The organism is Mesorhizobium waitakense (genome assembly GCF_056431085.1).
In genome coordinates, this window is sequence record NZ_JBWKME010000019.1 from 36,866 (window position 1) to 58,694 (window position 21,829).

Consider the following 21,829-nt stretch of genomic DNA (forward strand, 5'->3'; position numbering starts at 1 on the left):
TGCCCGCGGCCTGCAACCGTAATGCTGGATTCCTTCGTCCCTTTTTGCTAGCGAGGCGCAATGAACAATCGTCTGCCGCCAGCCTGGTCCAAGCACCTGAAGGTCCAAACCGGGCCGAAAGCCAAGTTCCCGCAGCAAAATCTGCCGCAAGGAAATCCGCTTTCGCGTACACAGGCAGACGACGCGCTGCTGGAGCAGGCGTACCAGTTTCAGCAGGCCAAGCGGCTTAACGAAGCTCAGGACCTGTGCCTTCGGGTGCTGGCGCGCACGCCCAACCATCCACTCGCCCTGTATATTTTGGGGACCGTGTGCATAGGCTACGACGATGAGGCGGCGTTGCGGTATTTCGCACGCGCACTCAACGAGGAGCCAAAGAACCCCTACTACCACCTTGGCCTGGCCTCGGGCTACGTGAAGGTCAGTGAGTTTTCACCAGCAATCGAACATATGCAGTATGCCTTGGAGTTGCAGCCGAACCTCGTCGAAGCACTTTGCGCATTGGGGGATGCCTATATCCAGTTTGATAAGCCCGAGATGGCTCTGCCGCTCTATGAAAAGGCGCTGAAGACCAACCGCGATCATCCCAAGGTGCGGACAGGACTGGCTCGCGCGCTCAGCAGCCTGGGGCGCATGGACGAGGCCGCCGTCTATTTTAAGGAAACAATTGAACGTGGCATCGCAGTGCCGACTGCCTACAATGATCTTGTGCAGACGCGAAAGTTCACCGAAGAGCCAAAGGAACTCCAATCCATCATTCGTGAACTCGGCAATGCCAAGCTTGATCCGGACGGTTTAGAGAAGCTCCATCTGGCCGCCGGCAAGGTGCTGAACGACCTCAAGCGCTATAAGGATGCATTCGACCATTTCAAGAAGGCCAAGCAGGCTTCAGGCCGCATCTTCGACATCGACCAATACCGTCGCTGGACGGACTCTCTGATCGAGACCTTCACGCCTGAGATGCTGGCTGCCAGGTCCGGTTACGGAAGTCCTTCGGACGTTCCTGTTTTCGTGGTCGGCATGCCTCGCTCGGGAACGACGCTTACGGAACAGATTTGCGCCAGTCATCCCGATGTCCATGGCGCAGGGGAACTGAGCAAACTCAGAAGAGTCGCGAATGCGATCGACCTCAAAAAGTCATCGGCCGGACGTTTAGACCAGGTGATCGCGTCGATCACAAAAGACCTGTCCAGAACGTTGGCCGAAGAGCATCTGACCTATCTGAGGGAGCGGGCACCTTCCGCGCTTCGGATCGTGGATAAGATGCCTCATAATTTCGAACTGATCGGTCTTATCGCCGTTCTCTTTCCCAACGCGCGCATCATTCATTGCCGTCGTGACGCCATCGACAATTGCGTCTCTTGTTTTGTCCAGAGATTCGGCGAGGGGCACAGTTACAACGCCGACCTGAAGGCACTCGGCCTGTACTATCGCGAATATGACCGCCTCATGCAGCATTGGAATGAGGTTTTCCCGGGCCTGATCTTCGAGAATCAGTACGAAACGTTGGTCCAGGATCAAGAAGCACAGTCTCGTCGGCTTATAGATTATCTTGGGTTGCCTTGGGACGACGCCTGCCTGCGCTTTTTCGACAGGGATGGTTCGGTCAACACGCCAAGCCGCTGGCAGGTCCGTCAACCGATTTACAGGTCGTCCGTCAAACGCTGGAAGAATTATGAAAATGAAATTCAGCCGCTGATTGATGCATTGGGCGACCTGGCGGACAAATAGTCCCAATTCCGAAACTTGCGAACGAGCTTTGTGGGTACTGAAGCGCGCGATGCGTCTGCGACCTGCGCTCTCGAGGCCGAACCAAAGTTAGGACCGCGAACTGCAGCACCGCATGCAATGGTCGCGCAAAGTCCTGAAAAAACCCGGCGGTTGCCCGCCGGGTTTTCGATTTCGACAAGCCGAAACCTGTTAGAACGAGCGCTGGAAGCGGAGGATACCGCCGACGCTGTTCTTCTTGTCGGCGTTGACCCAGTTGCGATCGTCGGCATCGCCAAACTTGCCATCGTGGTTGTAGTCGACTTCGCCCGTGACCGTGAAGCCGGGGACGATGTCGTAGGCAACGTTGGCCGCGACGCCGACGTTCTTGTCGTCATCAGCCGACGCCTGGAGGTTGAACGAGGTCTTCTCGTTGAACTTGTAGGTGCCGCCGCCCCACACTGCCCAGTTGCCGCCCCACTGCTTGTAGAAGTTGCGGTCGATGTGATCGTCCGAACCATAGCCGCCCATGATCCACAGCGTCAGGGCGTCAGACGCTTTCACGTCCAGGCGAACCTTGCCGGTCCACTCTTCCCAGGTGCTGTCGTAGGATGCCACGCCGGTGATGGCACCCCAGCCCTGCGTGTACTTCACGCCGCCGACGACGTCCGGAACGTAGCTGTCGATGGTGTCGTTGCCGGAAGTCGCGTTGAAGAGATAGTTGCCGGCCCCGTCGAAGGTGGCAGCGCCAGCATCACTGGAGCCTTCTTCGAGTGAGACGACGGCCGAGAAGCCGTTGCCCCCGTCGAAATAGTACTGGACGACGTTGGTGTCGAAGCCGCCATAGGGGACGATCGTATCCTGGATGACTTCGCCGGCGTAGCCGATGAACGTATTGAAGGCCGATTCGTCCTTGCCGACGCGGAGACCACCGAGCTGGATCCAGGCGAAGTTCAGCGTGATGCCCTTGTTGTGGGCATCATTGCCGTATGCGTCGCCATAGCCGTTGGAGTTGCCGAATTGGATGCGGGTTTCGGTGTAGGTCTTCAACGTGCCCAGCTCGGTTTCCTGGCCGGTCCAGGTCTTCAGCGTGAAGCGGGTGTTCTTTGCCCACGTGTCCTGCAGCTTGGGATCGCCAAGCTGGTTTTCGGCACGCGCGCCATCGAACGAGCCGACGTCGCCGCCGCCGATGTCGTAACGGACATAGCCGCCGATGCGCAGGCAGGTTTCCGTGCCGGGGATGTAGAAGTAGCCAGCGCCGTAGACGTCGCAGATCTTGACGTATTCAGCGGGTTCCGGCTCGGCGACGACAACGGCGTCGGCGGCGCGCGCACCGGAAACTGCGAGCAGAGCCGCAGCGGAGCCGAGGAGAAGGCTCTTAATGTTCATTTTCTGACCTCCAGTCAGAATCGAACAAAACAGCGTTGCCTTCAGTGCATTTTTGGCACGGGGTTGCGTTCCGACGGCAACGGATTGCCTGCCTATCTATCTGATTTAATGGGATGAATTTTGATGGGCCGCCTTCGAGGCAGGCAGAGATGGCGGAGAGGATGGGATTCGAACCCACGAGAAGCTTTTGACCTCTACTCCCTTAGCAGGGGAGCGCCTTCGACCACTCGGCCACCTCTCCGTTGCGCCGCTGGATAAAGAAAAGCGCCGGCACAATCAACAAGCTCGCACCATTATATGGAAAAATAAGAACGCACCGAGCTGCGGCTTTCCATGGATGCGGCGGTTCTGCGGCAGTTTCCTGGCTGGCGACTCGGGGCCTCGCCATGATTCCGTCGGCCGATCGCCGGATTCGACTGGAAATAAGCGGTTGCGGCGGCCCCAATGGTTAACGAGAGCTTTCTGAGTGAGGCCAAATCGTGTCATTTGTGCAACAACGCCAGGGGATAGCAGCCGAACAGCCCTTTCGCCGGTACGATCGTGGTTGAACGCCGCCGTCTCATGGGTAATGTCGAATTCGAAGGAGCGGCGCGGTGCGCATCTTTTTCGGTAGTGGGGATGGGGCAGGGAACGCTGTCCTTCAGCAAAGAATACCCAGACCCGTTTTTTAACTTTTGACTGGAGGTCAGAAAATGAACATCAAGAGCCTTCTCCTCGGCTCCGCTGCGGCTCTGCTCGCAGTTTCCGGTGCGCGCGCCGCCGACGCCGTTGTCGTCGCCGAGCCGGAACCCGCTGAATACGTCAAGATCTGCGACGTCTACGGCGCTGGCTACTTCTACATCCCCGGCACGGAAACCTGCCTGCGGATCGGCGGCTATGTCCGTTACGACATCAGCGGCGGCGACGTCGGCTCGTTCGATGGCGCAAGAAGCGCAGATCATATGGATGTCGATGAGAGCAACGACACTTGGCGTAAGCGGGCCCGCTTCACGTTCAAGACCTGGACCGGCCAGGAAACCGAACTGGGCACCTTGAAGACCTACACCGAGACCCGCTTCAACTTCAACAACGCCAATGCCGACACAAGCCCTTACATCAACGAGGCCGGCAACTCGGGCGCCTCGCTGAACTTCGCCTGGATCCAGCTCGGTGGTCTCCGCGTCGGTAAGGACGAATCGGCCTACAACACATTCATCGGCTACGCCGGCGAAGTCATCCAGGATACGCTGGTTCCTTACGGCGGCTTCGACACCAACGTCATCCAGTACTATTTCGATGCTGGCAACGGCTTCTCGGCCGTGGTCTCGCTCGAAGAAGGCTATGGCGGCTACACGATCGACAGCTATGTTCCGCATGTCGTCGGCGGCGTGAAGTGGACGCAGGGCTGGGGCGCCATCACCGGCGTCATCGCTTATGACAGCAACTACGAAGAAGTGTCCGGCAAGGTCCGCTTGGACGTGAAAGCGTCTGACGCTCTGACTCTGTGGGTCATGGCCGGCTTCGGCACGGACGACAACCTCACCGACGATACCTTGAATTTCCCGGCCAACGGTCGCGGCATGTACAAGCAGTGGGGCGGCACCTGGGCAGTCTGGGGTGGTGGCAGCTACCACTTCAACGAGAAGACCTCGTTCAACGCCCAGATCTCGTATGACGATTGGCAGAATCTCGGCGTCGCCGCGAACGTCGCCTACGACATCGTTCCCGGCTTCACGGTCACGGCCGAAGTCGACTACCTCAATGCAGGCAAGTTCGACGACGCCGACTTCTCCAACTGGACCCATGCCGACAAGAAGAGCAACGTCGGCGGTATCCTCCGCTTCCAGCGCTCGTTCTAAGGGCTGGTTCTACACAGGTGAAATCCAGCCCGGGCGCGCAAACGCCCGGGCTGTTTTTGTTTCGTGACTGGGTCAAGGCAAACAGAAGGAACAGGGGGTAACGGTAGCTGAATAGGGTCCGTGGGTGATTTCGTGGGATCCGCTGATGGGCGGAGGAAATCACAACTGCGTGATTCAAATCTCTTGAAAGGACGCCTCCAAGCGGATAGGGCTGATCTATCCCACTCGGGGGTGTGGCAAATGATGACGACCGAAGCGATTCAAGAGGGTGAGCCTTCTGATCATTTTTCGATGTTTTCTTCTCAAAAATCGAATATACGATACAGTTACAACAAGATCAGAGAAGTAAAGTCGTATAGGGTTCGAGAGCTCTTTTTAGCATACCGGGACATATTGTGGGATGATGGGCGGCATAAATACAATGTCAGCTCTTTCATCGGCGAGATAGACGAGCTTCTCCTTGGAGAGCGATTCAGCGCCTTTGACCAGAGTACCCTGGATAACCTTATTGGTACCTTGCGCCAGCGCGGCAACAGCAACGCAACCATCAATCGAAAGATGGCTGCCCTCAGCAAACTGCTGCGCAAGGCTCATAAGATGGGAGATATCCACAGCCTGCCGGAGTTTCGCCGCCAGAAGGAGCGGGCGGGACGGATTCGTTTCCTTGAGAGGGACGAAGAGGCTCGGCTGTTCGCTGCCATCAAGAGCCGCAGCGAGGATGCCTACAGGCTTTCAGTCTTCCTGGTCGATACCGGATGCCGTCTCGGTGAGGCGCTTGGGCTGATCTGGAACGACATCCAGGAGCATCGCGTCAGTTTCTGGATCACCAAATCCGGCCGCAGCCGCACCATTCCGATGACCGAGCGGGTCAAGGAGGTCATCAAGCTGCCGGCTACCGAAGGCCGCCGGCCCAAAGGCCCGTTCACCAAGCTCAGCCAGGCACAATTCCGTGCCATCTGGAACGATGCCAAAGCCGAAGTCGGCCTTGGCGCCGATGACCAGGTGGTGCCGCATATCTTGCGACACACCTGCGCCTCGCGTCTCGTCCAGGGTGGCATCGACATCCGCCGTGTGCAGATGTGGCTCGGTCACCAGACGCTATCGATGACCATGCGTTATGCGCATCTGGCCACCAATGACCTCGATGGCTGTGTGGTTGTCCTGGAGACACCCCGCGGCGAGCAACCGGCAAGCAGTGGCGAAGGCTCCATGTTTTCGTCGCCTGTGACCACTCCTTCATCCCCGCCCACAGCACGGAAACAGCGGGACGAATCAGCTGCGGCCTCGCCGAAAGCGCCTCGGAAAAATTCAAAAGCCAAATAGGCAGGCCAGCTAGCTTATACTGTTGTGTCAACCCCAGGACCTTGTTTGGTCTTGGGGTTTACTTTAGATGCGCTGTCACTCGGCGCGATCAAGGAAAGACGCGATGGCGTCCGGCAAGTCGCCGGTTTCGAGGAAAGGGGCGTGGCCCTGGCCCTCTACAGTGATCGTCTCCATCATGGAATGATGCTCTTGCATCTGCCGTAGCGTGTCTGTGGACAGCAATCTCGAGTTGGCGCCGCGTATGGTGAGCAATGGGATCGCGGCCAACGCGTCGAATTGCGGCCATAGGGCAGGCAGAGGCTGCGTCAGATCGAGACCCGCAGCGGTGTCGACCAGCTTCGGGTCGAAATCCGGCAACAGGCCCTGATCCGTCTCGCGGTTGAGCGCCCGTACCATCCGCTCCCAATCCACGTCGGTGAGCGCGGAAAAGTCCTGGCCGTGAACGCTGCGTTGGGCAGCCACGGCCTCGGCGAAGGTTCTGGGGTTCGGTGTCCGTTCAAGATAGGACTTGATATGGGCGAGACCGGCCGCCTCGATCACCGGCCCGATGTCGTTGAAAACAATGGCTTTCAGGATAGCCGGCTGCATCATGCCGAGCACATGGATGATCAGCCCGCCGCGTGATGTTCCGATAAAGGCGGCCGCCTCTATCTCCAATGCCGCCAGCCCGGCAAGGATGTCGCCGGCTTCGACGCCGACATTGTAATGACCGACATCGGCATCGTAGGCGGACTGCCCACGCCCGCGATAATCGAAGGCAACGACCTTGCGCGGAGCCTCAGCTCGGGCCGAAAGATGGAGTGCAAGCTCATGAAAATCCCGGGCGTTGCGGGTCAGGCCGGGCAGGCAGACGACCGGCCAAGGACCGGCATTCGCGTCACCATAGACGCGCGCATGAAGTCTTAGCCCATCCGATGCCCTGTAGAAAAAGTCGGAAAAACCTTCACTGCTCGACATCTGGATTCTCTCCGCCGGTGCGTCAGCCGACTGCTACAGGCGAGGGCGGGGATGGTCAAATCGGGAAGGCGCTCTTTCCCTTCTCCCCTTGTGGGAGAAGGTGGATCGGCGCTCTAGCGCCGAGACGGATGAGGGGTGCTGGAAGAAATGGGACGCTGGTTTTCCCTGGAACGCCCCTGATCCGACCTCGCTGCGCGAGGCCACCTTCTCCCACAAGGGGAGAAGGGAAGGGAAGCCTAGCCGCGCCCGTTCACCAGATCTCCAACGATGTCGTATTTGCCGGAAATACGCATCTTGTAGACCTCGTAATTCTCCATCACGCGCTGCACGTAACTTCTTGTTTCCGTGTAGGGAATCCGCTCGATCCAGTCGACGACGGCGTCGATGTCCTTGCCGCGCGGGTCACCGTATTTCGCGACCCACTGGCTGGCCCGGTTGGGACCGGCATTGTAGCCGGCGAAGGTCAGAACATAGGAGCCGTTGAAGCGGTCGAGCTGTTCGCCAAGGAAGGCCGAACCGAGCGTCGCGTTGTAACCGGCGTCGGTGGTCAGCCGTGTCTGCGAGAATTGCAAACCGGCCTTCTTCGCCAATTGCTTGGCGGTGCCCGGCATCAGCTGCAGCAGTCCGCGAGCGCCTGCGCTCGACACTGCACCGATGTTGAATTCGCTTTCCTGGCGGGCGATCGCATAGGCCAGCGCCTTGCCCGAGCCGGAAATGTTGGCCGAATCGGGAATGACGCCGAGCGGATGCGACAGCGCGCCGACATCGATGCCGCGCGCGCCAGCGATCTTGCCGACTTTCAGCGCCATGAAATGGTTGCCTTGCTTTTCCGCCAAGACGGCGAGCAGCGCCAGTTCGCCTGGGCTGGTCAACTGCCCGGCAAGGTCGCGATAGAGCGTTTCGGCATAGCGGTCGTAGCCCGCCTCCTGCAGCCGCTTGATGGCGCTGACGGCCTCGCGGCCGGCAAAATTCTGCCGGTCGGCTGCATCGGGCTGCGGGTAGGCAATGTTGAGCGCCTGCCGGCCGACGCGTTCGGCGGCAAGCTGGCCGTAAAATGTCGTGCCGTAGGCAGCGGCGCGCGCAAAATAGTCCTTGGCGCTGCCCGGGCCGCCGACTTCCGCCGCACGGCCGAGCCAGTAGTAGGCGCGCGACAGGGTCATCGGTCCCTGGGCGAGGTCGGCGATGCGCGCAAAATGCGTTGCAGCAAGCTTTGGATCGTTCAGGCCACGCAGCGCATACCAACCGGCATGGAACTCGGCCTCGGCCGCATTGGTGGCACTTTCGGCGGCATGCGTGGCGACGATCCGGTAGGCCGTCTTCATGTCGCCCTGGTCGACCAGTTCGCGCGACAACACCCGGCGCTCGACCCACCAGGCGTCCGGATCGACCAAAGCTTCGCGATCCGTCGGTGCCTGCATCACGACAGCCGCGGCGTCGGCAAAATTCTCTTTTTTGCGCAGATATTCGGCCTGCGCGAAGAAGTAGCCGGCCGAACGCTGCGCCGCCGGCACGGCCTTGAGCAGTTTCGGCGCATTCTTGTCGCCTCTGTCCGCCGCCGCCCAGGCGTCGGCAAGCTGCTGGGCACCGGCGAGGCCGGCGACGCGCTGCGCCGAATTCGCCCGATCGGCATAGAACATGCGCTCCATGCGAAAACGGTGGTCGGCGGCCGGAATCAGGCTGCCGAATTCCTTGAGCAGCGCCGCCTCGTCCTTGGCCTCCAGGATCGCGGTACGCCAGAACGGCGACAGCACCGAACGCGCCGCCTTGGCATTGCCCGACGCCACATAGGCGCGGGCGAGAACCATCACGCCTTCGAATGTCTGCGGCTGGCTGCCGTCGAACGCGGCAATGACGGAATTGGGGGCAGGGTTTTCGCGATAGAGCGCGCGCTCGCTGTTCTTGCGCAAGGCGACGGTGCCGGGCCAGGTGGGCAGCATCTTCGCGGCGGCGGCAATATCGCCGCTCGGAACCTTGTCACCGCCGTAGAGCGCGATCGCCCAGGCAAGGATATGCTGGTCGAGCGAGTGGCCGGGAAGGGCATCACGCACCGCGCGGGCGCCGGGAATGTCGCCAGCCGCCAGTGCATCCAGCCCGCTTTTCAAAAGGGCGACGCTTGGCGAGGCATTCTGTGGCACCTCGGCCTGCAGGCCCGGCATCGGGATGGTCGAGGTGACCTGCACATCGACGCTGCCGCCGATCGCCATGCCCGGCATCAGCGCGAGCGTGGCGCCAAGCAGCGCGAAGAGGTGAGGCCGACTGGTCGGCATGGTCTTTTCGTCTTTCCTTGTCCTGGCATTCTACCAGCAGGCGCAGAAGCTTCGAAGCCTAAACTTAGGTCGTGAAGAGCCCGTAAACAAAGAGTTAGCGCGGTCGTTCGAATTGCGCTTGCTGGCACCATGGCAATGCTTGCCGCGCAACAGTGTCGAGACTATGGTGCGCCGCTTCGCTTTCGGCTAGAAGGCGCGCACGACGAAACACCGATGCATGTCGCCTAAAAGTGGGTACCGGTTTTAGGACATCGACATGCATGAACAAACAAGTGCCAAGGAGTTGGACGACATGCTGAGAGGCTCGCTTACTGCGCTCGTGACACCGTTCGAAAAGAGCGGGCGTTTCGACGAGAAAGCCTTTCGCGCGTTCGTCGACTGGCAGATCGCCGAGGGCACGACGGGCCTGGTCCCCGTCGGCACCACCGGCGAGTCGCCGACGCTGTCGCATGACGAGCACCGCCATGTCGTCAAGGTCTGCATCGAGGTGGCCAGGGGCCGTGCCCCGGTCGTCGCCGGCGCCGGCTCCAACAACACCGAGGAAGCGGTCGGGCTGGTGCAATATGCCGAGAAGGCCGGCGCCGACGCCGCATTGGTCGTCACGCCCTACTACAACAAGCCGACGCAGCGCGGCCTCTACGCGCATTTCGCCGCCGTCGCCAGGGCAACCAGCCTGCCGATCATCATCTACAACATCCCGCCGCGCTCGGTCATCGACATGAGCCCGGAGACGATGGGCCGGCTGGTGCACGACTTCAAGAACATCATCGGCGTCAAGGATGCCACCGGCAAGGTCGAGCGGGTTTCCGAGCAGCGCGCTACGTGCGGCAAGGATTTCATGCAGCTTTCGGGCGAGGACGCTTCGGCGCTCGGCTTCAACGCGCATGGCGGCGTCGGCTGCATTTCGGTGACGTCGAATGTCGCGCCGCGGCTCTGCGCCGAATTCCAGGAAGCAACGCTTTCCGGCGACAGCGCCAAGGCGCTGGACTTGCAGGACCGCCTGCTGCCGCTGCACAAGGCGATCTTCCTCGAGCCCGGTGTTTCCGGCGCGAAATATGCGCTGTCGAAGCTGGGCAAGGTCGAGAACGTGCTGCGTTCGCCGCTGATGACGGTCGAGCAGTCGACCGCCGACAGGATCGATGCGGCGATGAAACACGCCGGCTTGATAAACTAGGGATGAGGCGCCACCTCTCCACATCATGAATCAAGTCAGAAAAGCCGATCCCAACAACAAGACCGTTGCGGAAAACCGCAAGGCGCGGTTTTCCTATGAGGTGCTCGACACGATCGAGACCGGCTTGGTGCTGACCGGCACCGAGGTCAAGTCGCTGCGCCAGGGCCAGGCCAACATCCAGGACAGCTATGCCTCGGTCGAAGGCGGCGAGATCTGGCTGATCAACTCCTACCTGCCGGAGTATCTGCAGGCCAACCGCTTCAACCACGAGCCGCGCCGGCGGCGCAAACTCCTGCTCAACAAGCGTGAGATGGCCAAGCTGGCACAGAGCGTCGACCGCGAAGGCATGACGCTGGTGCCGCTGAAGATCTATTTCAACGATCAGGGCCGTGCCAAGCTGCTGCTCGCCGTCGGTCGCGGCAAGAAACTGCACGACAAGCGCGAAACCGAGAAGCAGCGCGACTGGTCGCGCGAGAAGGGCAGGCTCTTAAAAGAGCGGGGGTAGGCAGGGGCCATTCGTTTGAAGAACCGGATCGTCCTTTGGGGTTTGGCCAGCCTGGTTCTGGTGTGTTTCATCGCTGCGGGCGGCTATCTCTATTTCAGGGCATTCTCGCCAGACAGCGGCAAATATCCGGTGAGGGGCATCGACGTCTCCCATCACCAGGGCCTGATCGACTGGCGCCGCGTTGCCGCCGACGATGTCGCCTTCGCCGTCATCAAGGCGACCGAAGGTGGCGATCATGTCGACGATGCCTTTTCCACCAATCTGCGTGAGGCCCGCGCGGCCGGACTTGCGGTCGGCGCCTATCATTTCTTCACCTTCTGCCGGCCCGGCGCCGACCAGGCGAAAAATTTCATCTCGGTGGTGCCGCACGACCAGCCTTTGCTGCCGCCGGTCGTCGACATCGAGTTCGGCGGCAATTGCCCGCAGCGGCCAACGCCCGAGCAACTGAACGCAGAACTTGCCGCGTTCCTCGCTCCAGTCGAGGCCGCGTTCGGCAAGCCGGCGATTGTCTATCTGACCGACGAGGCTGAGCAGGCCTATGCCGGGCGCATCCCCGCCCGGCCGCTCTGGCTTCGCTCGTTGCTGCTGCAGCCGGATCGCGGCGACTGGATCTACTGGCAGTACCACAACAAGGGACGCGTCGACGGCATCAACGGCGATGTCGACCTGAATGTGCTGCAGGGTGGGCTGGCCGTGTTGGCCGCGCTGTCGGCGCCATCATCGGGATCGATCGTTCCGCAAGCCAAGTGATCCCCAAGCCAAGTGATCCCCTGAAGCCATTCCGGGACCTCGCTCGTCGTCTCAAGCTGCAGCCTGGGAAGCCTCCGGCGCCAGCGTGACATTGGCATCGCCCCAGACTTTGAGCGCGGCGATCACCGGTTCCAGGCTTCTGCCGCGCGGTGTCAGGCTGTACTCCACCTTCGGCGGCACTTCAGGATAAATCTTGCGCGCGATCAGCCCATCGGCTTCCAGTTCGCGGAGCTGGTTGGTCAGCATGCGCTGCGTGCAGTTCGGAATGCGCCGGCGGATCTCGTTGAAGCGCAGCGTGCCCTCGAACAGATGATAGAGTACGACGCCTTTCCACTTTCCGTCGATGTAGCGGAGTGTGCCCTCCACCGTGCAGCCGGGGCTGCAATCGAATCGCTCATGGCGAATGCGCGGCATGATGGTATCCTTTTCGACACTATGTGCTTTATATGTGCATTCTTGCGCTTCCGGCACATAATCCGCATCTCTGCTCCGAACAACACTCAAGAGCAATCGCGGAGACCAAAATGCGCGCCGTCGGCTATCAAATCCCAGCCCCCATCAGCGATGACACCTCCCTGGTCGATATCGATTTGCCCAGGCCCGAGCCGAAAGGTCGTGAGCTGCTGGTCGAGGTGAAGGCAATCTCGGTCAACCCGGTCGACACCAAGGTGCGGCAAAGCGCCAGACCCGAGGCCGGAGCATGGCGTGTACTCGGCTGGGACGCTGCCGGCCGGGTCGTTGCGGCCGGTCGGGACGCCAGCCTGTTCAAGGCGGGCGACGATGTCTTCTATTCCGGCGCCCTGGCGCCACAAGGCACCAATGCCGAATTCCACATTGTCGATGAGCGCCTTGTCGGCCGCAAACCCGGCTCGCTCGGCTATGCGCAGGCGGCGGCGCTGCCCTTGACGGCGGTCACCGCCTGGGAGGCTCTGTTCGACCGCCTTGATGTCAGGAAACCTGTCGCTGGCGCGGCTAAGGCCATTCTGATCATCGGCGGTGCCGGCGGCGTCGGCTCTATCGCGGTGCAGCTGGCGCGCCAACTGACCGATCTGACGGTGATCGCCACCGCATCGCGGCCCGAGACACGCGACTGGGCGCTTGGGCTTGGCGCTCATCATGTCGTTGATCACTCCAGACCGCTCGCCGCCGAAGTCGCAGCCCTTGGCCTCGGCGCACCAGCCTTTGTGTTCTCGACAACCAACACCGACCGGCACCTGGCCGAGATCGCCGAATTGATCGCGCCGCAAGGCCGTTTCGGGCTGATCGACGATCCCAAATCGCTCGACATCAATTCGTTCAAGCGCAAGAGCGTCTCTGTGCATTGGGAGTTCATGTTCACCCGCTCGATGTTCGAGACGCAGGACATGGCCGCTCAGGGCGAGCACCTCAACGAATTGGCCCGGCTTGTCGACGCCGGGACCATCCGCACGACGCTGGGCGAGACCTTCGGTCCTATCAATGCCGCCAATCTGAAGCGCGCCCATGCGCTGATCGAGACCGGCAAGGCCAAGGGCAAGATCGTGCTGGAGGGGTTCTAATGCATGTCGCCCAAAAGTGGCCCCGGTTTTGGGACAACGACATGCATAGAAACAAGCGCGGCGCTATTTCTGCAGGAAGGCCGCGATCTCGCTGAAGACGCTGACGAACATCGCCTCGGTCAACACACCTGTGTTGGTGTTGTAGCGCGAGCAATGATAGCTCGAAAACAGCGTGATGCCCCCGGCCGGCAGCTGCCCGCCATGCCTGAACGGATAGGCGGCGGCGCGCCCACCCAGCGCGCGCACCGTCGACTGGTGCGCGATCGACCCCAGCGCCAGCACGGCGCGCAGGTTGGGAAAGCGGGCGATCGTCGGCACCAGGAACGTCCGGCACGTGGCAATCTCGGCGCCCACCGGCTTGTTCTCCGGCGGCACGCAGCGCACCGCATTGGTGATCGCCGTGCCGACCAACTCCAGTCCGTCATCCGGCCGCGCCTTGAACTCACCGCGCGCAAAACCGTGCGAGATCAACGTCGAGTACAGCAGGTCGCCGGCATAGTCGCCGGTGAAGGGGCGTCCGGTGCGGTTGGCGCCGCGCAGGCCGGGCGCCAGCCCGACGATCAGAAGCCGGACGGCGTCGTCGCCATCGGGTGGCAAAAAAGTCGGCACCGGCGCGTTGAACCAAGATGGCTCGCGTTGCCGCCATTCGGCGATGAAATCATGCAGCCGCGGGCAGAGCAGGCAGTCGCGGCCGGGCTCGGAGATGGAAAGGGCGGTCAACGCGACCGGCCTCAGTAGTCGTCCTCGTCGACTTCTGCCGGCTCGGGCCGGCGCATCGGCCGCTCGGACGGATCGCGACCGACCTCGTTCTTCAACGTGGTCAGGTCGATGAAATGGTCGGCCTGGCGGCGCAGGTCGTCGCTGATCATCGGCGGCTGGGAGGCCATGGTCGAGACGATCGAAACCTTGCGGCCGCGCCGCTGCAGCGCCTCGACCAGCGTGCGGAAATCGCCGTCGCCGGAAAAGATGACATAGTGGTCGACGACATCGGCGAGTTCCAGCGCATCGACCGTGAGTTCGATGTCCATATTGCCCTTGATCTTGCGGCGGCCGGTCGAGTCGGTGAATTCCTTGGCCGGCTTGGTGACCACCTTGAAGCCGTTGTAATCGAGCCAGTCGATCAGCGGACGGATCGAGGAGTATTCCTGATCCTCGACCAGCGCGGTGTAGTAGTAAGCGCGCAGCAGATAGCCGCGCTTCTGGAAGCTCGACAGGAGCTTGCGGTAGTCGATGTCGAAGCCGAGCGCGCGCGACGTCGCGTAGAGATTGGCGCCGTCGATGAATAGGGCGATTTTTTCACGAGGGTCGAACATGGAAAATAGTCCTTTTCGAAATAATCGGCCGTCTAACGAAATGCGATAGCGACTATCGGTCAGGCTCATAATAAACCGGCTGACCTTCGCGCTATCCGAGATAACGCCAGTTTCACGGCAATCCAAGGGCGTGTTGGCGCACTGCAAGCAATTGTGATCGGGCGCCGAACCCACGGATGCAGCCTGATTTTGCCGATCGGGTGTTTAAATGAAGGCTTTGGAGGCCCCGCGACCCCGCCATTGCCATGATGCTTGTGTTTTGGCGGCGTTCGGGTTAAGGACCGCGCCTGATTTCCATCAAATCCATCGCATGAAAGGGGCAGTCCATGGCCCGCGTAACCGTTGAAGATTGCATCGACAAGGTCGACAACCGCTTCGAACTGGTGCTCCTTGCCGGCCACCGTGCCCGCCAGATCAGCCAGGGCGCGCCGATCACCGTGCCGCGTGACAACGACAAGAACCCGGTCGTGGCGCTGCGCGAGATCGCCGACGAGACATTGTCGCCCGGCGACCTCAAGGAAGACCTGATCCACTCGCTGCAGAAGCATGTCGAGGTCGACGAGCCCGAAGCCGATGGCGAGGCGATTGCCGACCAGACCGGCGCCGCAGTCGCGGCCACCGATGCCGACGACGCCGAGGAGAACATCACCTTCGACCGGATGACCGAGGAAGATCTCCTGGCCGGCATCGAGGGCCTGGTGCCCCCGGAAAAGAGCGACGACTACTAAGCGAGCCTCCCGTTCTGGAGGTCGCTGGAACAATCTTCCGCACTTCCGTATCGGCAGTTTCGTGGCTATCTATGACATGCGCCGTACAGCAGTGCGGCGCATGATTCATTTCACCGCTGCGAGATCCCGCCCATGATGCGTCAGTATGAGCTTGTCGAGCGCGTTCAGCGCTACAAGCCTGACGTCAACGAGGCGTTGCTCAACAAGGCCTACGTCTATGCCATGCAGAAGCATGGCCACCAGAAGCGTGCTTCCGGCGATCCTTATTTCTCGCATCCGCTCGAAGTCGCCGCCATCCTCACCGAAATGCACATGGACGAGGCGACGATCGCGGTCGCCCTGCTGCACGACACCATCGAGGACACCACGGCGACGCGGGCCGAGATCGATGAGCTGTTCGGGCCCGAAATGGGCAAGCTGGTCGAGGGACTGACCAAGCTCAAGAAGCTCGACCTCGTGTCGAAGAAGGCCGAACAGGCGGAAAACCTGCGCAAGCTTCTGCTGGCAATTTCGGAAGATGTCCGCGTCCTTCTGGTCAAGCTCGCCGACCGCCTGCACAACATGCGCACCCTCGACCATATGCCGGAGGCCAAGCGCCTGCGCATCGCCGAGGAGACGATGGACATCTATGCGCCGCTGGCCGGGCGCATGGGCATGCAAGGCATGCGCGAGGAGCTGGAGGAGATCGCCTTCCGCTACATCAATCCGGAAGCCTATCGCGCCGTCACTGCCCGGCTCGCCGAGATATTCGAGCGCAACAAGGATGTGCTGTCCGAGATCGAGAAGGCGCTGTCCGCGCTGTTCGAAAAGCATGCGATCAAGGCCAGCGTGAAAAGCCGTCAGAAGAAGCCGTGGTCGGTGTTCCGCAAGATGGAGGCCAAGGCGCTGTCCTTCGAGCAGCTGTCCGACATCTTCGGCTTCCGAGTCGTCGTCGATACGGTCGAGGATTGCTATCGCGCACTCGGAGCCATCCACACCGCCTGGTCGATGGTGCCCGGCCGCTTCAAGGATTACATCTCGACGCCGAAGCAGAACGACTACCGGTCGATCCACACCACCATCGTCGGGCCGTCGCGTCAGCGCGTCGAGCTGCAGATCCGAACCCGCGAGATGAACAAGATCGCTGAATACGGCGTCGCCGCGCATTCGATCTACAAGGACACCGGCGGCAAGACCAACGGCGCCGCCCATGCGATCTCGAAGGAGACCAACGCCTATGCCTGGCTGCGGCGCACCATCGAGCAGCTTGCCGAGGGTGACAATCCGGAAGACTTCCTCGAAAACACCAAGCTGGAACTGTTCCAGGACCAGGTGTTCTGCTTCACGCCGAAAGGCATGCTGATAGCCTTGCCGCGAGGTGCTACGCCCATCGATTTCGCCTATGCGGTGCACACCGATGTCGGCGACACCTGCGTCGGCGCCAAGGTCAACGGCCGCATCATGCCGCTGATGACGGAACTGAAGAACGGCGACGAGGTCGAGATCATCCGCTCCAAGGCGCAGGTGCCTCCGGCGGCCTGGGAATCGGTCGTCGTCACCGGCAAGGCGCGCTCAGCCATCCGCCGCGCCACCAAGAATGCCATCCGCAAGCAATATTCGGGCCTCGGCATTCGCATCCTGGAACGCGCCTTTGAACGCGCCGGCAAGACCTTCACCAAGGAGAGCCTGAAGCAGGTGCTGCACCGGCTGGCGCGCAAGGATATCGAGGACGTGCTGGCCTCGGTCGGCCGTGGCGAGCTCGCCTCCACCGATGTCATGAAGGCGGTATTCCCCGACTACAAGGACGAGCGTGTCACCACCGCCGCGCCCAAGCAGCGCGAGGAGGGCTGGTCGAAAATCCGCAACGCCGCCGGCATGCTGTTCCAGATTCCGGGCCGCGCGGCGCGCAAGGACAAGGACCAGCCGCGCGATGGCGCCGTGCCGATCCGCGGTGTGCGTGGCGACCTGCCGGTGCGTTTTGCGCCGGAAGGGGCGGTGCCTGGCGACCGCATCGTCGGCATCGTCCAGCCCGGCACCGGCATCACCATCTATCCGATCCAGTCGCCGGCGCTGCAGGCCTTCGACGACCAGCCCGAACGCTGGATCGACGTGCGCTGGGACATTGACGAGCGCACCAAGGAACGGTTTCCGGCGCGCGTCTCGGTCACCGCCATCAATGCGCCGGGTTCGCTCGCCGATATCGCCCAGGTCGTTGCGTCGAACGACGCCAACATCCACACGCTGTCGATGGTGCGCACCGCGCCCGACTTCACCGAAATGCTGATCGATCTCGAAGTCTGGGATCTGAAGCACCTCAACCGGCTGTTGTCGCAGCTCAAGGACAATTCGAGCGTCAGCGATGCAAGGCGCGTCAACGGCTAGACCATGATCCCGAAAAGTGGGGACGGTTTTCGGACAAGATCGTGGTCAATCAAGATGGGGCAGAAATGAACACCGATGAAGTGCTGGGGATTTTCCGCGAAGCGGGTGCTGTTCTCGAAGGGCATTTCATTTTGACCTCGGGCCTGAGAAGCCCGGTCTTCCTGCAGAAGGCACGCGTGTTCATGCATGCCGACAAGACCGAGCGGCTGTGCAAGGCGCTGGCCGAAAAGATCCGCGCGGGCGTGCCGGACAAGATCGACTACGTCGTCGGTCCGGCGATCGGCGGGCTGATCCCGGCCTACGAGACCTCGCGCCATCTCGGCGTGCCGGCGATATGGGTCGAGCGGGAAGGGGGCGAGTTCCGCCTGCGCCGCTTCGAGATCGCCAGCGGCGCGCGCGTCGTCATCGTCGAGGATATCGTCACCACCGGCCTGTCGATCCGCGAGACCATCGAGTGCCTGCGCGAACTCGGCGCCGAGGTGGTTGCCGCCGCCTGCATCATCGACCGTTCGGCCGGCAAGACCCATGTCGGTGTGCCGTTGATCGCGCTCGCCGAATATGAGGTTCCGGCCTATCCGGCGGACCGGCTGCCGCCGGAGCTGGCCGCCATACCGGCGGTCAAGCCCGGCAGCCGCAATATCTGACGGCGAGGCCGAGATGATCGCAGGCATCGATCATTTCGTGCTGACGGTCGCTTCGCTGGACGTGACCTGCGCCTTTTATCAGCGCGTGCTGGGTTTTGAACGCATCGATGCGCCCGGCCGGCCGACAGCGCTGGCTTTCGGCACCCAGAAGATCAATGTGCACGAGGTCCGCCGCACCTTCGAGCCGAAGGCGAAGGCGCCGACGCCCGGCTCGGGCGACTTCTGCCTGATCACCGACCGGCCGCTGGGCGAAGTCAGCACCCGTCTCGCGGCCAATGGCGTGGTGGTGGAACTCGGACCGGTCGAACGCGTCGGGGCTCGTGGTCCGATGATGTCGGTCTATTTCCGCGACCCGGACGGCAATCTGGTCGAGGTCAGCGAATATCTGCCGTAGCCGCCGGCGCCGCTGCGCCTTTCGGCCATGCGGCAATGCCGGTTCCTTAAATTCGCCGCGATTGTCCAATGTTCGAAGCGAGGAATGCCATCCCGAAAGGGCGGCAACAAACGCACGCCGCGCAGGCGGCGTTGGTTGTTCTCTTGCCAGCGCGTCGCTATATCAACGTTGCGATTGCCATCGGGGGATCGTAAAGCGCAAGATAGTGCTGTTGCGCCCGGCTGAAAGTGCCGGCGCGGGAGCTGTGAAACGGGTATAGAGTGCTTTTTCGACGCCGCAAGCCTGATGGCCTTCTCGAGCGGGTGCGTACCTATTTATGGCCGCGCCGCTCGTTTTCGCGCTCGCTTCAGTATTTCTCCAAGCGCATCCTGCGGCTGAAGGCCACACCGCACGCCGTGGCGGCCGGTGTCGCCGCCGGCGTCTTCGCGTCGTTCTTTCCAGTGGGCTTTCATTTCGCCATTGCCGCCATCCTGTGCTGGGTGATTGCCGGGAATCTGGTGGCGGCGGCCCTTGCCGCCGTGTTCTTCGGCAACCCGCTGACCTTTCCGCTGCTGTGGGGCGCCTCCTGGGAAACCGGCAAGCTGATCCTGCATGACCGCCTGCCTGCGCATGGCCCACCGGCGCATCTGGGCGAGATGCTGCACAAGCTTTCCTTCGCGCAATTGTGGAAGCCTGTGCTCGAGCCGATGCTGATCGGCGCGGTCCCGCTCGGGCTGGTGTTCGGTCTCTTGTTCTATGGCGTCACACGCTGGGGCATGAACGCTTTCCGTGAGCAACGGCGCAAGCGCCTTGCCGAGCGCGCAAGCCGGCATGGGCAATCGTCTCATCCCGGCGGAACCATCGGTTCCGCCGCACGATGATCATCGGCATCGGCAGTGACCTGATCGATATCAGACGCATCGAAAAGTCGCTGGAGCGTCACGGCCAGCGCTTCATCCAGAGAATCTACACCGACCTCGAGCAGGCCCGCTCCGAGAACCGCCGCGCGCGTGCTGCGTCCTACGCCAAGCGCTTCGCCGCCAAGGAAGCCTGCGCCAAGGCGCTGGGCACGGGTCTGGCGCAGGGCGTGTTCTGGCGCGACATGGGTGTCGTCAACCTGCCCAGCGGCGCGCCGACCATGGCGCTGACGGGAGGGGCACAGGCGCGGCTGAACAAAATCCTGCCTAAGGGCCATCGGGCGGCAATCCACCTCACCATCACCGATGATTTCCCGCTCGCTCAAGCCTTTGTGATCATCGAGGCGTTGCCCGTCGAAGAAGCGCCACATTGATTGCATCTGACGACCGGCACGACGTTGCCCAGCGCGCGCCGAGACTCTATACCATCCAACGCACAATCGAGGACGACATGAGCGTGGTTGATAAATCTGAGAAGAAATCCGGCGGCCTTGGCGAGACCGTCAGCGTCATAGTGCAGGCGCTTTTGCTCGCCCTGGTCATCCGCACGCTGTTGTTCCAGCCTTTTTCGATCCCATCGGGATCGATGCGCCCGACGCTTCTGGAAGGCGACTATCTGTTCGTCACCAAATGGTCCTACGGCTATTCCCGTTACTCGCTGCCTTTCGGGCCCGACATCTTTTCGGGCCGCATCTGGGGCTCCGAGCCGAAGCGCGGCGACGTGGTGGTGTTCAAGTTCCCACCTGATCCGTCCGTCGACTACATCAAGCGCGTCGTCGGCCTGCCCGGCGACAAGATCCAGGTCAAGGACGGCCAGCTGTTCATCAACGACGTCGGCGTACCGCGCGTGAAAACCGGCCAGATCGACAATCCCGACATCACCGAAGAGCCTCGGCCGATCGACGTCTACCGGGAAACGCTGCCCAACGGCGTCAGCTATGACACGCTGGACATCTCGCCCAATTCGATCGGTGACAACACCCGCGAATGGAACGTGCCGCCCGGCCACTATTTCATGATGGGCGACAACCGTGACAATTCCTCGGACAGCCGCTTCACCGTCGGCTTCGTCCCGGCGGAAAATCTGGTTGGCCGCGCCAATCTTGTTTTCTTCTCGATCGCCGGCAAGGCGAGCCCGCTCGAAATCTGGAAATGGCCGACGCTGATGCGCGCTTCGCGCCTGTTCCACTTCGTCAATTGATGGCTTTGAAGCGCCCGACAGGCGAAACACTGGCCGGTTTGGTGAAGGCCAAGACCGGCCATGTCTTCAAGGATCTCCGCTTGCTCGAGACTGCCTTGACGCACTCCAGTGCGGTCAAGGCGGCCAGCAACAATCAGCGTCTCGAATTCCTTGGCGACCGCGTGCTAGGGCTTGTCGTCGCCGATATGCTTTTCGAAAAGTTTCCCGACGCGCCGGAAGGTGAAATCGCGCCACGCTTCAATGCGCTGGTCGATGCGAAAACATGCTCCGAGATCGGCATCGAAATGCAGCTGGAGGATCTGGTTCGGGCCGACGCTGCCTTGAAGACGCGGTCGCGTGGCTCGGGCGGAAACTATCTGGCAGATGCGGTCGAAGCCCTGATCGCGGCGGTCTATGTTGACGGTGGCATCGACGCCGCGCGGCGCTTCGTCCTGCGCTACTGGGAGCCGCGCTCGCGCACGGTTGTGGCAAAGCCGCTCAATCCGAAATCCGATTTGCAGGAATGGATTGCCAAGACCAGCGATGCGCGCCCCGAATATGTGATCGAAAAGCGCGAAGGGCCCGACCATCAGCCGGTCTTCACGGTGTCCTTGCAGGTCAGCGGCTTTGCGCCTTCCACCGGCACCGGCGGCTCCCGCAGGGCAGCGGAAGAAGCGGCGGCTTCGGCATTTCTTTTGCGTGAAGGCGTCTGGGCCGACGCATCGGCCCAAAAACCGGAGCCGTTTTTTGGAAAGCACGATGCGTAGAGTCAAAGTTTCAGAGCGTCCTTTGTGCGTCCAAGTAGACGCGCGGCGCTCTGGAGCAATTCCGGGAAAAGTGTATAGCGCTTTCCCTCAGGGAATTGCGT

21 protein-coding genes and 1 tRNA gene are annotated in these 21,829 nt (G+C 61.6%); 15 read left to right on the top strand and 7 right to left on the bottom strand.

Annotated elements, in window-relative coordinates:
- Positions 1-60 precede the first annotated feature (60 nt).
- Positions 61-1,728, top strand: a complete 1,668-nt coding sequence (locus AC07FD_RS06385) for a tetratricopeptide repeat-containing sulfotransferase family protein (protein ID WP_478349158.1) — start codon at positions 61-63, stop codon at positions 1,726-1,728.
- A 189-nt stretch (positions 1,729-1,917) separates the two neighbouring features.
- On the opposite strand, the gene AC07FD_RS06390 is transcribed toward AC07FD_RS06385, so the two are convergent.
- Both AC07FD_RS06390 and AC07FD_RS06395 read right to left on the bottom strand, forming a co-directional pair.
- A complete protein-coding gene (locus tag AC07FD_RS06390) occupies positions 1,918-3,093 on the bottom strand; it encodes a porin (RefSeq protein ID WP_478349159.1) in 1,176 nt (391 codons plus the stop codon).
- A 150-nt stretch (positions 3,094-3,243) separates the two neighbouring features.
- Positions 3,244-3,334: transfer RNA gene (locus AC07FD_RS06395), tRNA-Ser, on the bottom strand.
- A gap of 451 nt (positions 3,335-3,785) precedes the next feature.
- Here AC07FD_RS06395 and AC07FD_RS06400 point away from each other — a divergent pair.
- Both AC07FD_RS06400 and AC07FD_RS06405 read left to right on the top strand, forming a co-directional pair.
- On the top strand, positions 3,786-4,931 hold the full coding sequence (locus tag AC07FD_RS06400) for a porin (RefSeq protein ID WP_478349160.1): 1,146 nt from the start codon (positions 3,786-3,788) through the stop codon (positions 4,929-4,931).
- 240 nt (positions 4,932-5,171) lie between these two features.
- Positions 5,172-6,254: a tyrosine-type recombinase/integrase gene (locus tag AC07FD_RS06405; protein ID WP_478349161.1), complete on the top strand. Its 1,083-nt coding sequence runs from the start codon at positions 5,172-5,174 to the stop codon at positions 6,252-6,254.
- Between the two features lie 75 nt (positions 6,255-6,329).
- On the opposite strand, the gene AC07FD_RS06410 is transcribed toward AC07FD_RS06405, so the two are convergent.
- Together AC07FD_RS06410 and AC07FD_RS06415 are read right to left on the bottom strand one after the other, a co-directional pair.
- Positions 6,330-7,211, bottom strand: coding sequence for an alpha/beta fold hydrolase (locus tag AC07FD_RS06410; RefSeq protein WP_478349162.1), 882 nt, complete (start codon positions 7,209-7,211; stop codon positions 6,330-6,332).
- 236 nt (positions 7,212-7,447) lie between these two features.
- Complete coding sequence (locus tag AC07FD_RS06415; protein ID WP_478349163.1) at positions 7,448-9,478, bottom strand: lytic transglycosylase domain-containing protein; 2,031 nt, start codon at positions 9,476-9,478, stop codon at positions 7,448-7,450.
- 292 nt (positions 9,479-9,770) lie between these two features.
- On the opposite strand from AC07FD_RS06415, the gene dapA reads away from it, so the two are divergent.
- Genes dapA through AC07FD_RS06430 form a run of 3 tightly spaced genes read left to right on the top strand, consistent with a single transcriptional unit; the run spans position 9,771 to position 11,907 of the window.
- Positions 9,771-10,652 (top strand): 4-hydroxy-tetrahydrodipicolinate synthase, encoded by an 882-nt coding sequence (gene dapA, locus AC07FD_RS06420; protein ID WP_478349317.1) that lies wholly within the window; start codon positions 9,771-9,773, stop codon positions 10,650-10,652.
- Positions 10,653-10,677: 25 nt separating this feature from the next.
- Positions 10,678-11,157: an SsrA-binding protein SmpB gene (smpB, locus tag AC07FD_RS06425; RefSeq protein ID WP_013896388.1), complete on the top strand. Its 480-nt coding sequence runs from the start codon at positions 10,678-10,680 to the stop codon at positions 11,155-11,157.
- A 15-nt stretch (positions 11,158-11,172) separates the two neighbouring features.
- Positions 11,173-11,907: a glycoside hydrolase family 25 protein gene (locus AC07FD_RS06430; RefSeq protein WP_478349164.1), complete on the top strand. Its 735-nt coding sequence runs from the start codon at positions 11,173-11,175 to the stop codon at positions 11,905-11,907.
- Between the two features lie 51 nt (positions 11,908-11,958).
- Here the strand turns inward: AC07FD_RS06430 and AC07FD_RS06435 are convergent, their stop codons facing one another.
- On the bottom strand, positions 11,959-12,321 hold the full coding sequence (locus AC07FD_RS06435; RefSeq protein WP_478349165.1) for a winged helix-turn-helix transcriptional regulator: 363 nt from the start codon (positions 12,319-12,321) through the stop codon (positions 11,959-11,961).
- Between the two features lie 110 nt (positions 12,322-12,431).
- Between AC07FD_RS06435 and AC07FD_RS06440 the strand changes: the two genes are divergently transcribed.
- Positions 12,432-13,445, top strand: a complete 1,014-nt coding sequence (locus tag AC07FD_RS06440) for a zinc-binding alcohol dehydrogenase family protein (protein ID WP_478349166.1) — start codon at positions 12,432-12,434, stop codon at positions 13,443-13,445.
- Positions 13,446-13,508: 63 nt separating this feature from the next.
- Here AC07FD_RS06440 and AC07FD_RS06445 read toward each other — a convergent pair whose 3' ends face one another.
- Both AC07FD_RS06445 and AC07FD_RS06450 read right to left on the bottom strand, forming a co-directional pair.
- Positions 13,509-14,165: a uracil-DNA glycosylase gene (locus AC07FD_RS06445; RefSeq protein WP_478349167.1), complete on the bottom strand. Its 657-nt coding sequence runs from the start codon at positions 14,163-14,165 to the stop codon at positions 13,509-13,511.
- Positions 14,166-14,176: 11 nt separating this feature from the next.
- A complete protein-coding gene (locus AC07FD_RS06450; RefSeq protein ID WP_095086599.1) occupies positions 14,177-14,758 on the bottom strand; it encodes a LabA-like NYN domain-containing protein in 582 nt (193 codons plus the stop codon).
- A 326-nt stretch (positions 14,759-15,084) separates the two neighbouring features.
- Here AC07FD_RS06450 and rpoZ point away from each other — a divergent pair, with 326 nt between their 5' ends.
- The 8 genes from rpoZ to rnc all read left to right on the top strand — a co-directional run bounded on the left by rpoZ (position 15,085) and on the right by rnc (position 21,728).
- Positions 15,085-15,486 carry a DNA-directed RNA polymerase subunit omega gene (gene rpoZ / locus AC07FD_RS06455; RefSeq protein WP_478349168.1) on the top strand — a complete coding sequence of 134 codons (402 nt, stop codon included), beginning with the start codon at positions 15,085-15,087 and terminating at the stop codon, positions 15,484-15,486.
- Between the two features lie 132 nt (positions 15,487-15,618).
- Positions 15,619-17,847 (top strand): RelA/SpoT family protein, encoded by a 2,229-nt coding sequence (locus AC07FD_RS06460; RefSeq protein ID WP_095086593.1) that lies wholly within the window; start codon positions 15,619-15,621, stop codon positions 17,845-17,847.
- A 65-nt stretch (positions 17,848-17,912) separates the two neighbouring features.
- On the top strand, positions 17,913-18,491 hold the full coding sequence (gene pyrE, locus AC07FD_RS06465) for an orotate phosphoribosyltransferase (RefSeq protein WP_478349169.1): 579 nt from the start codon (positions 17,913-17,915) through the stop codon (positions 18,489-18,491).
- Between the two features lie 13 nt (positions 18,492-18,504).
- On the top strand, positions 18,505-18,885 hold the full coding sequence (locus AC07FD_RS06470) for a VOC family protein (RefSeq protein WP_478349170.1): 381 nt from the start codon (positions 18,505-18,507) through the stop codon (positions 18,883-18,885).
- A 260-nt stretch (positions 18,886-19,145) separates the two neighbouring features.
- Positions 19,146-19,745: a DUF2062 domain-containing protein gene (locus tag AC07FD_RS06475; protein ID WP_478349171.1), complete on the top strand. Its 600-nt coding sequence runs from the start codon at positions 19,146-19,148 to the stop codon at positions 19,743-19,745.
- The gene (gene acpS, locus AC07FD_RS06480; protein ID WP_478349172.1) at positions 19,742-20,155 is read left to right on the top strand and encodes a holo-ACP synthase; all 414 of its coding nucleotides are present in this window, start codon (positions 19,742-19,744) and stop codon (positions 20,153-20,155) included. Before AC07FD_RS06475 ends, acpS begins: the two co-directional genes overlap by 4 nt.
- Before the next feature lie 77 nt (positions 20,156-20,232).
- On the top strand, positions 20,233-20,982 hold the full coding sequence (gene lepB, locus AC07FD_RS06485) for a signal peptidase I (protein ID WP_095086791.1): 750 nt from the start codon (positions 20,233-20,235) through the stop codon (positions 20,980-20,982).
- Positions 20,982-21,728, top strand: coding sequence for a ribonuclease III (gene rnc, locus AC07FD_RS06490; RefSeq protein ID WP_478349318.1), 747 nt, complete (start codon positions 20,982-20,984; stop codon positions 21,726-21,728). The genes lepB and rnc overlap by 1 nt, the downstream gene beginning before the upstream one ends.
- Positions 21,729-21,829: the final 101 nt, after the last annotated feature.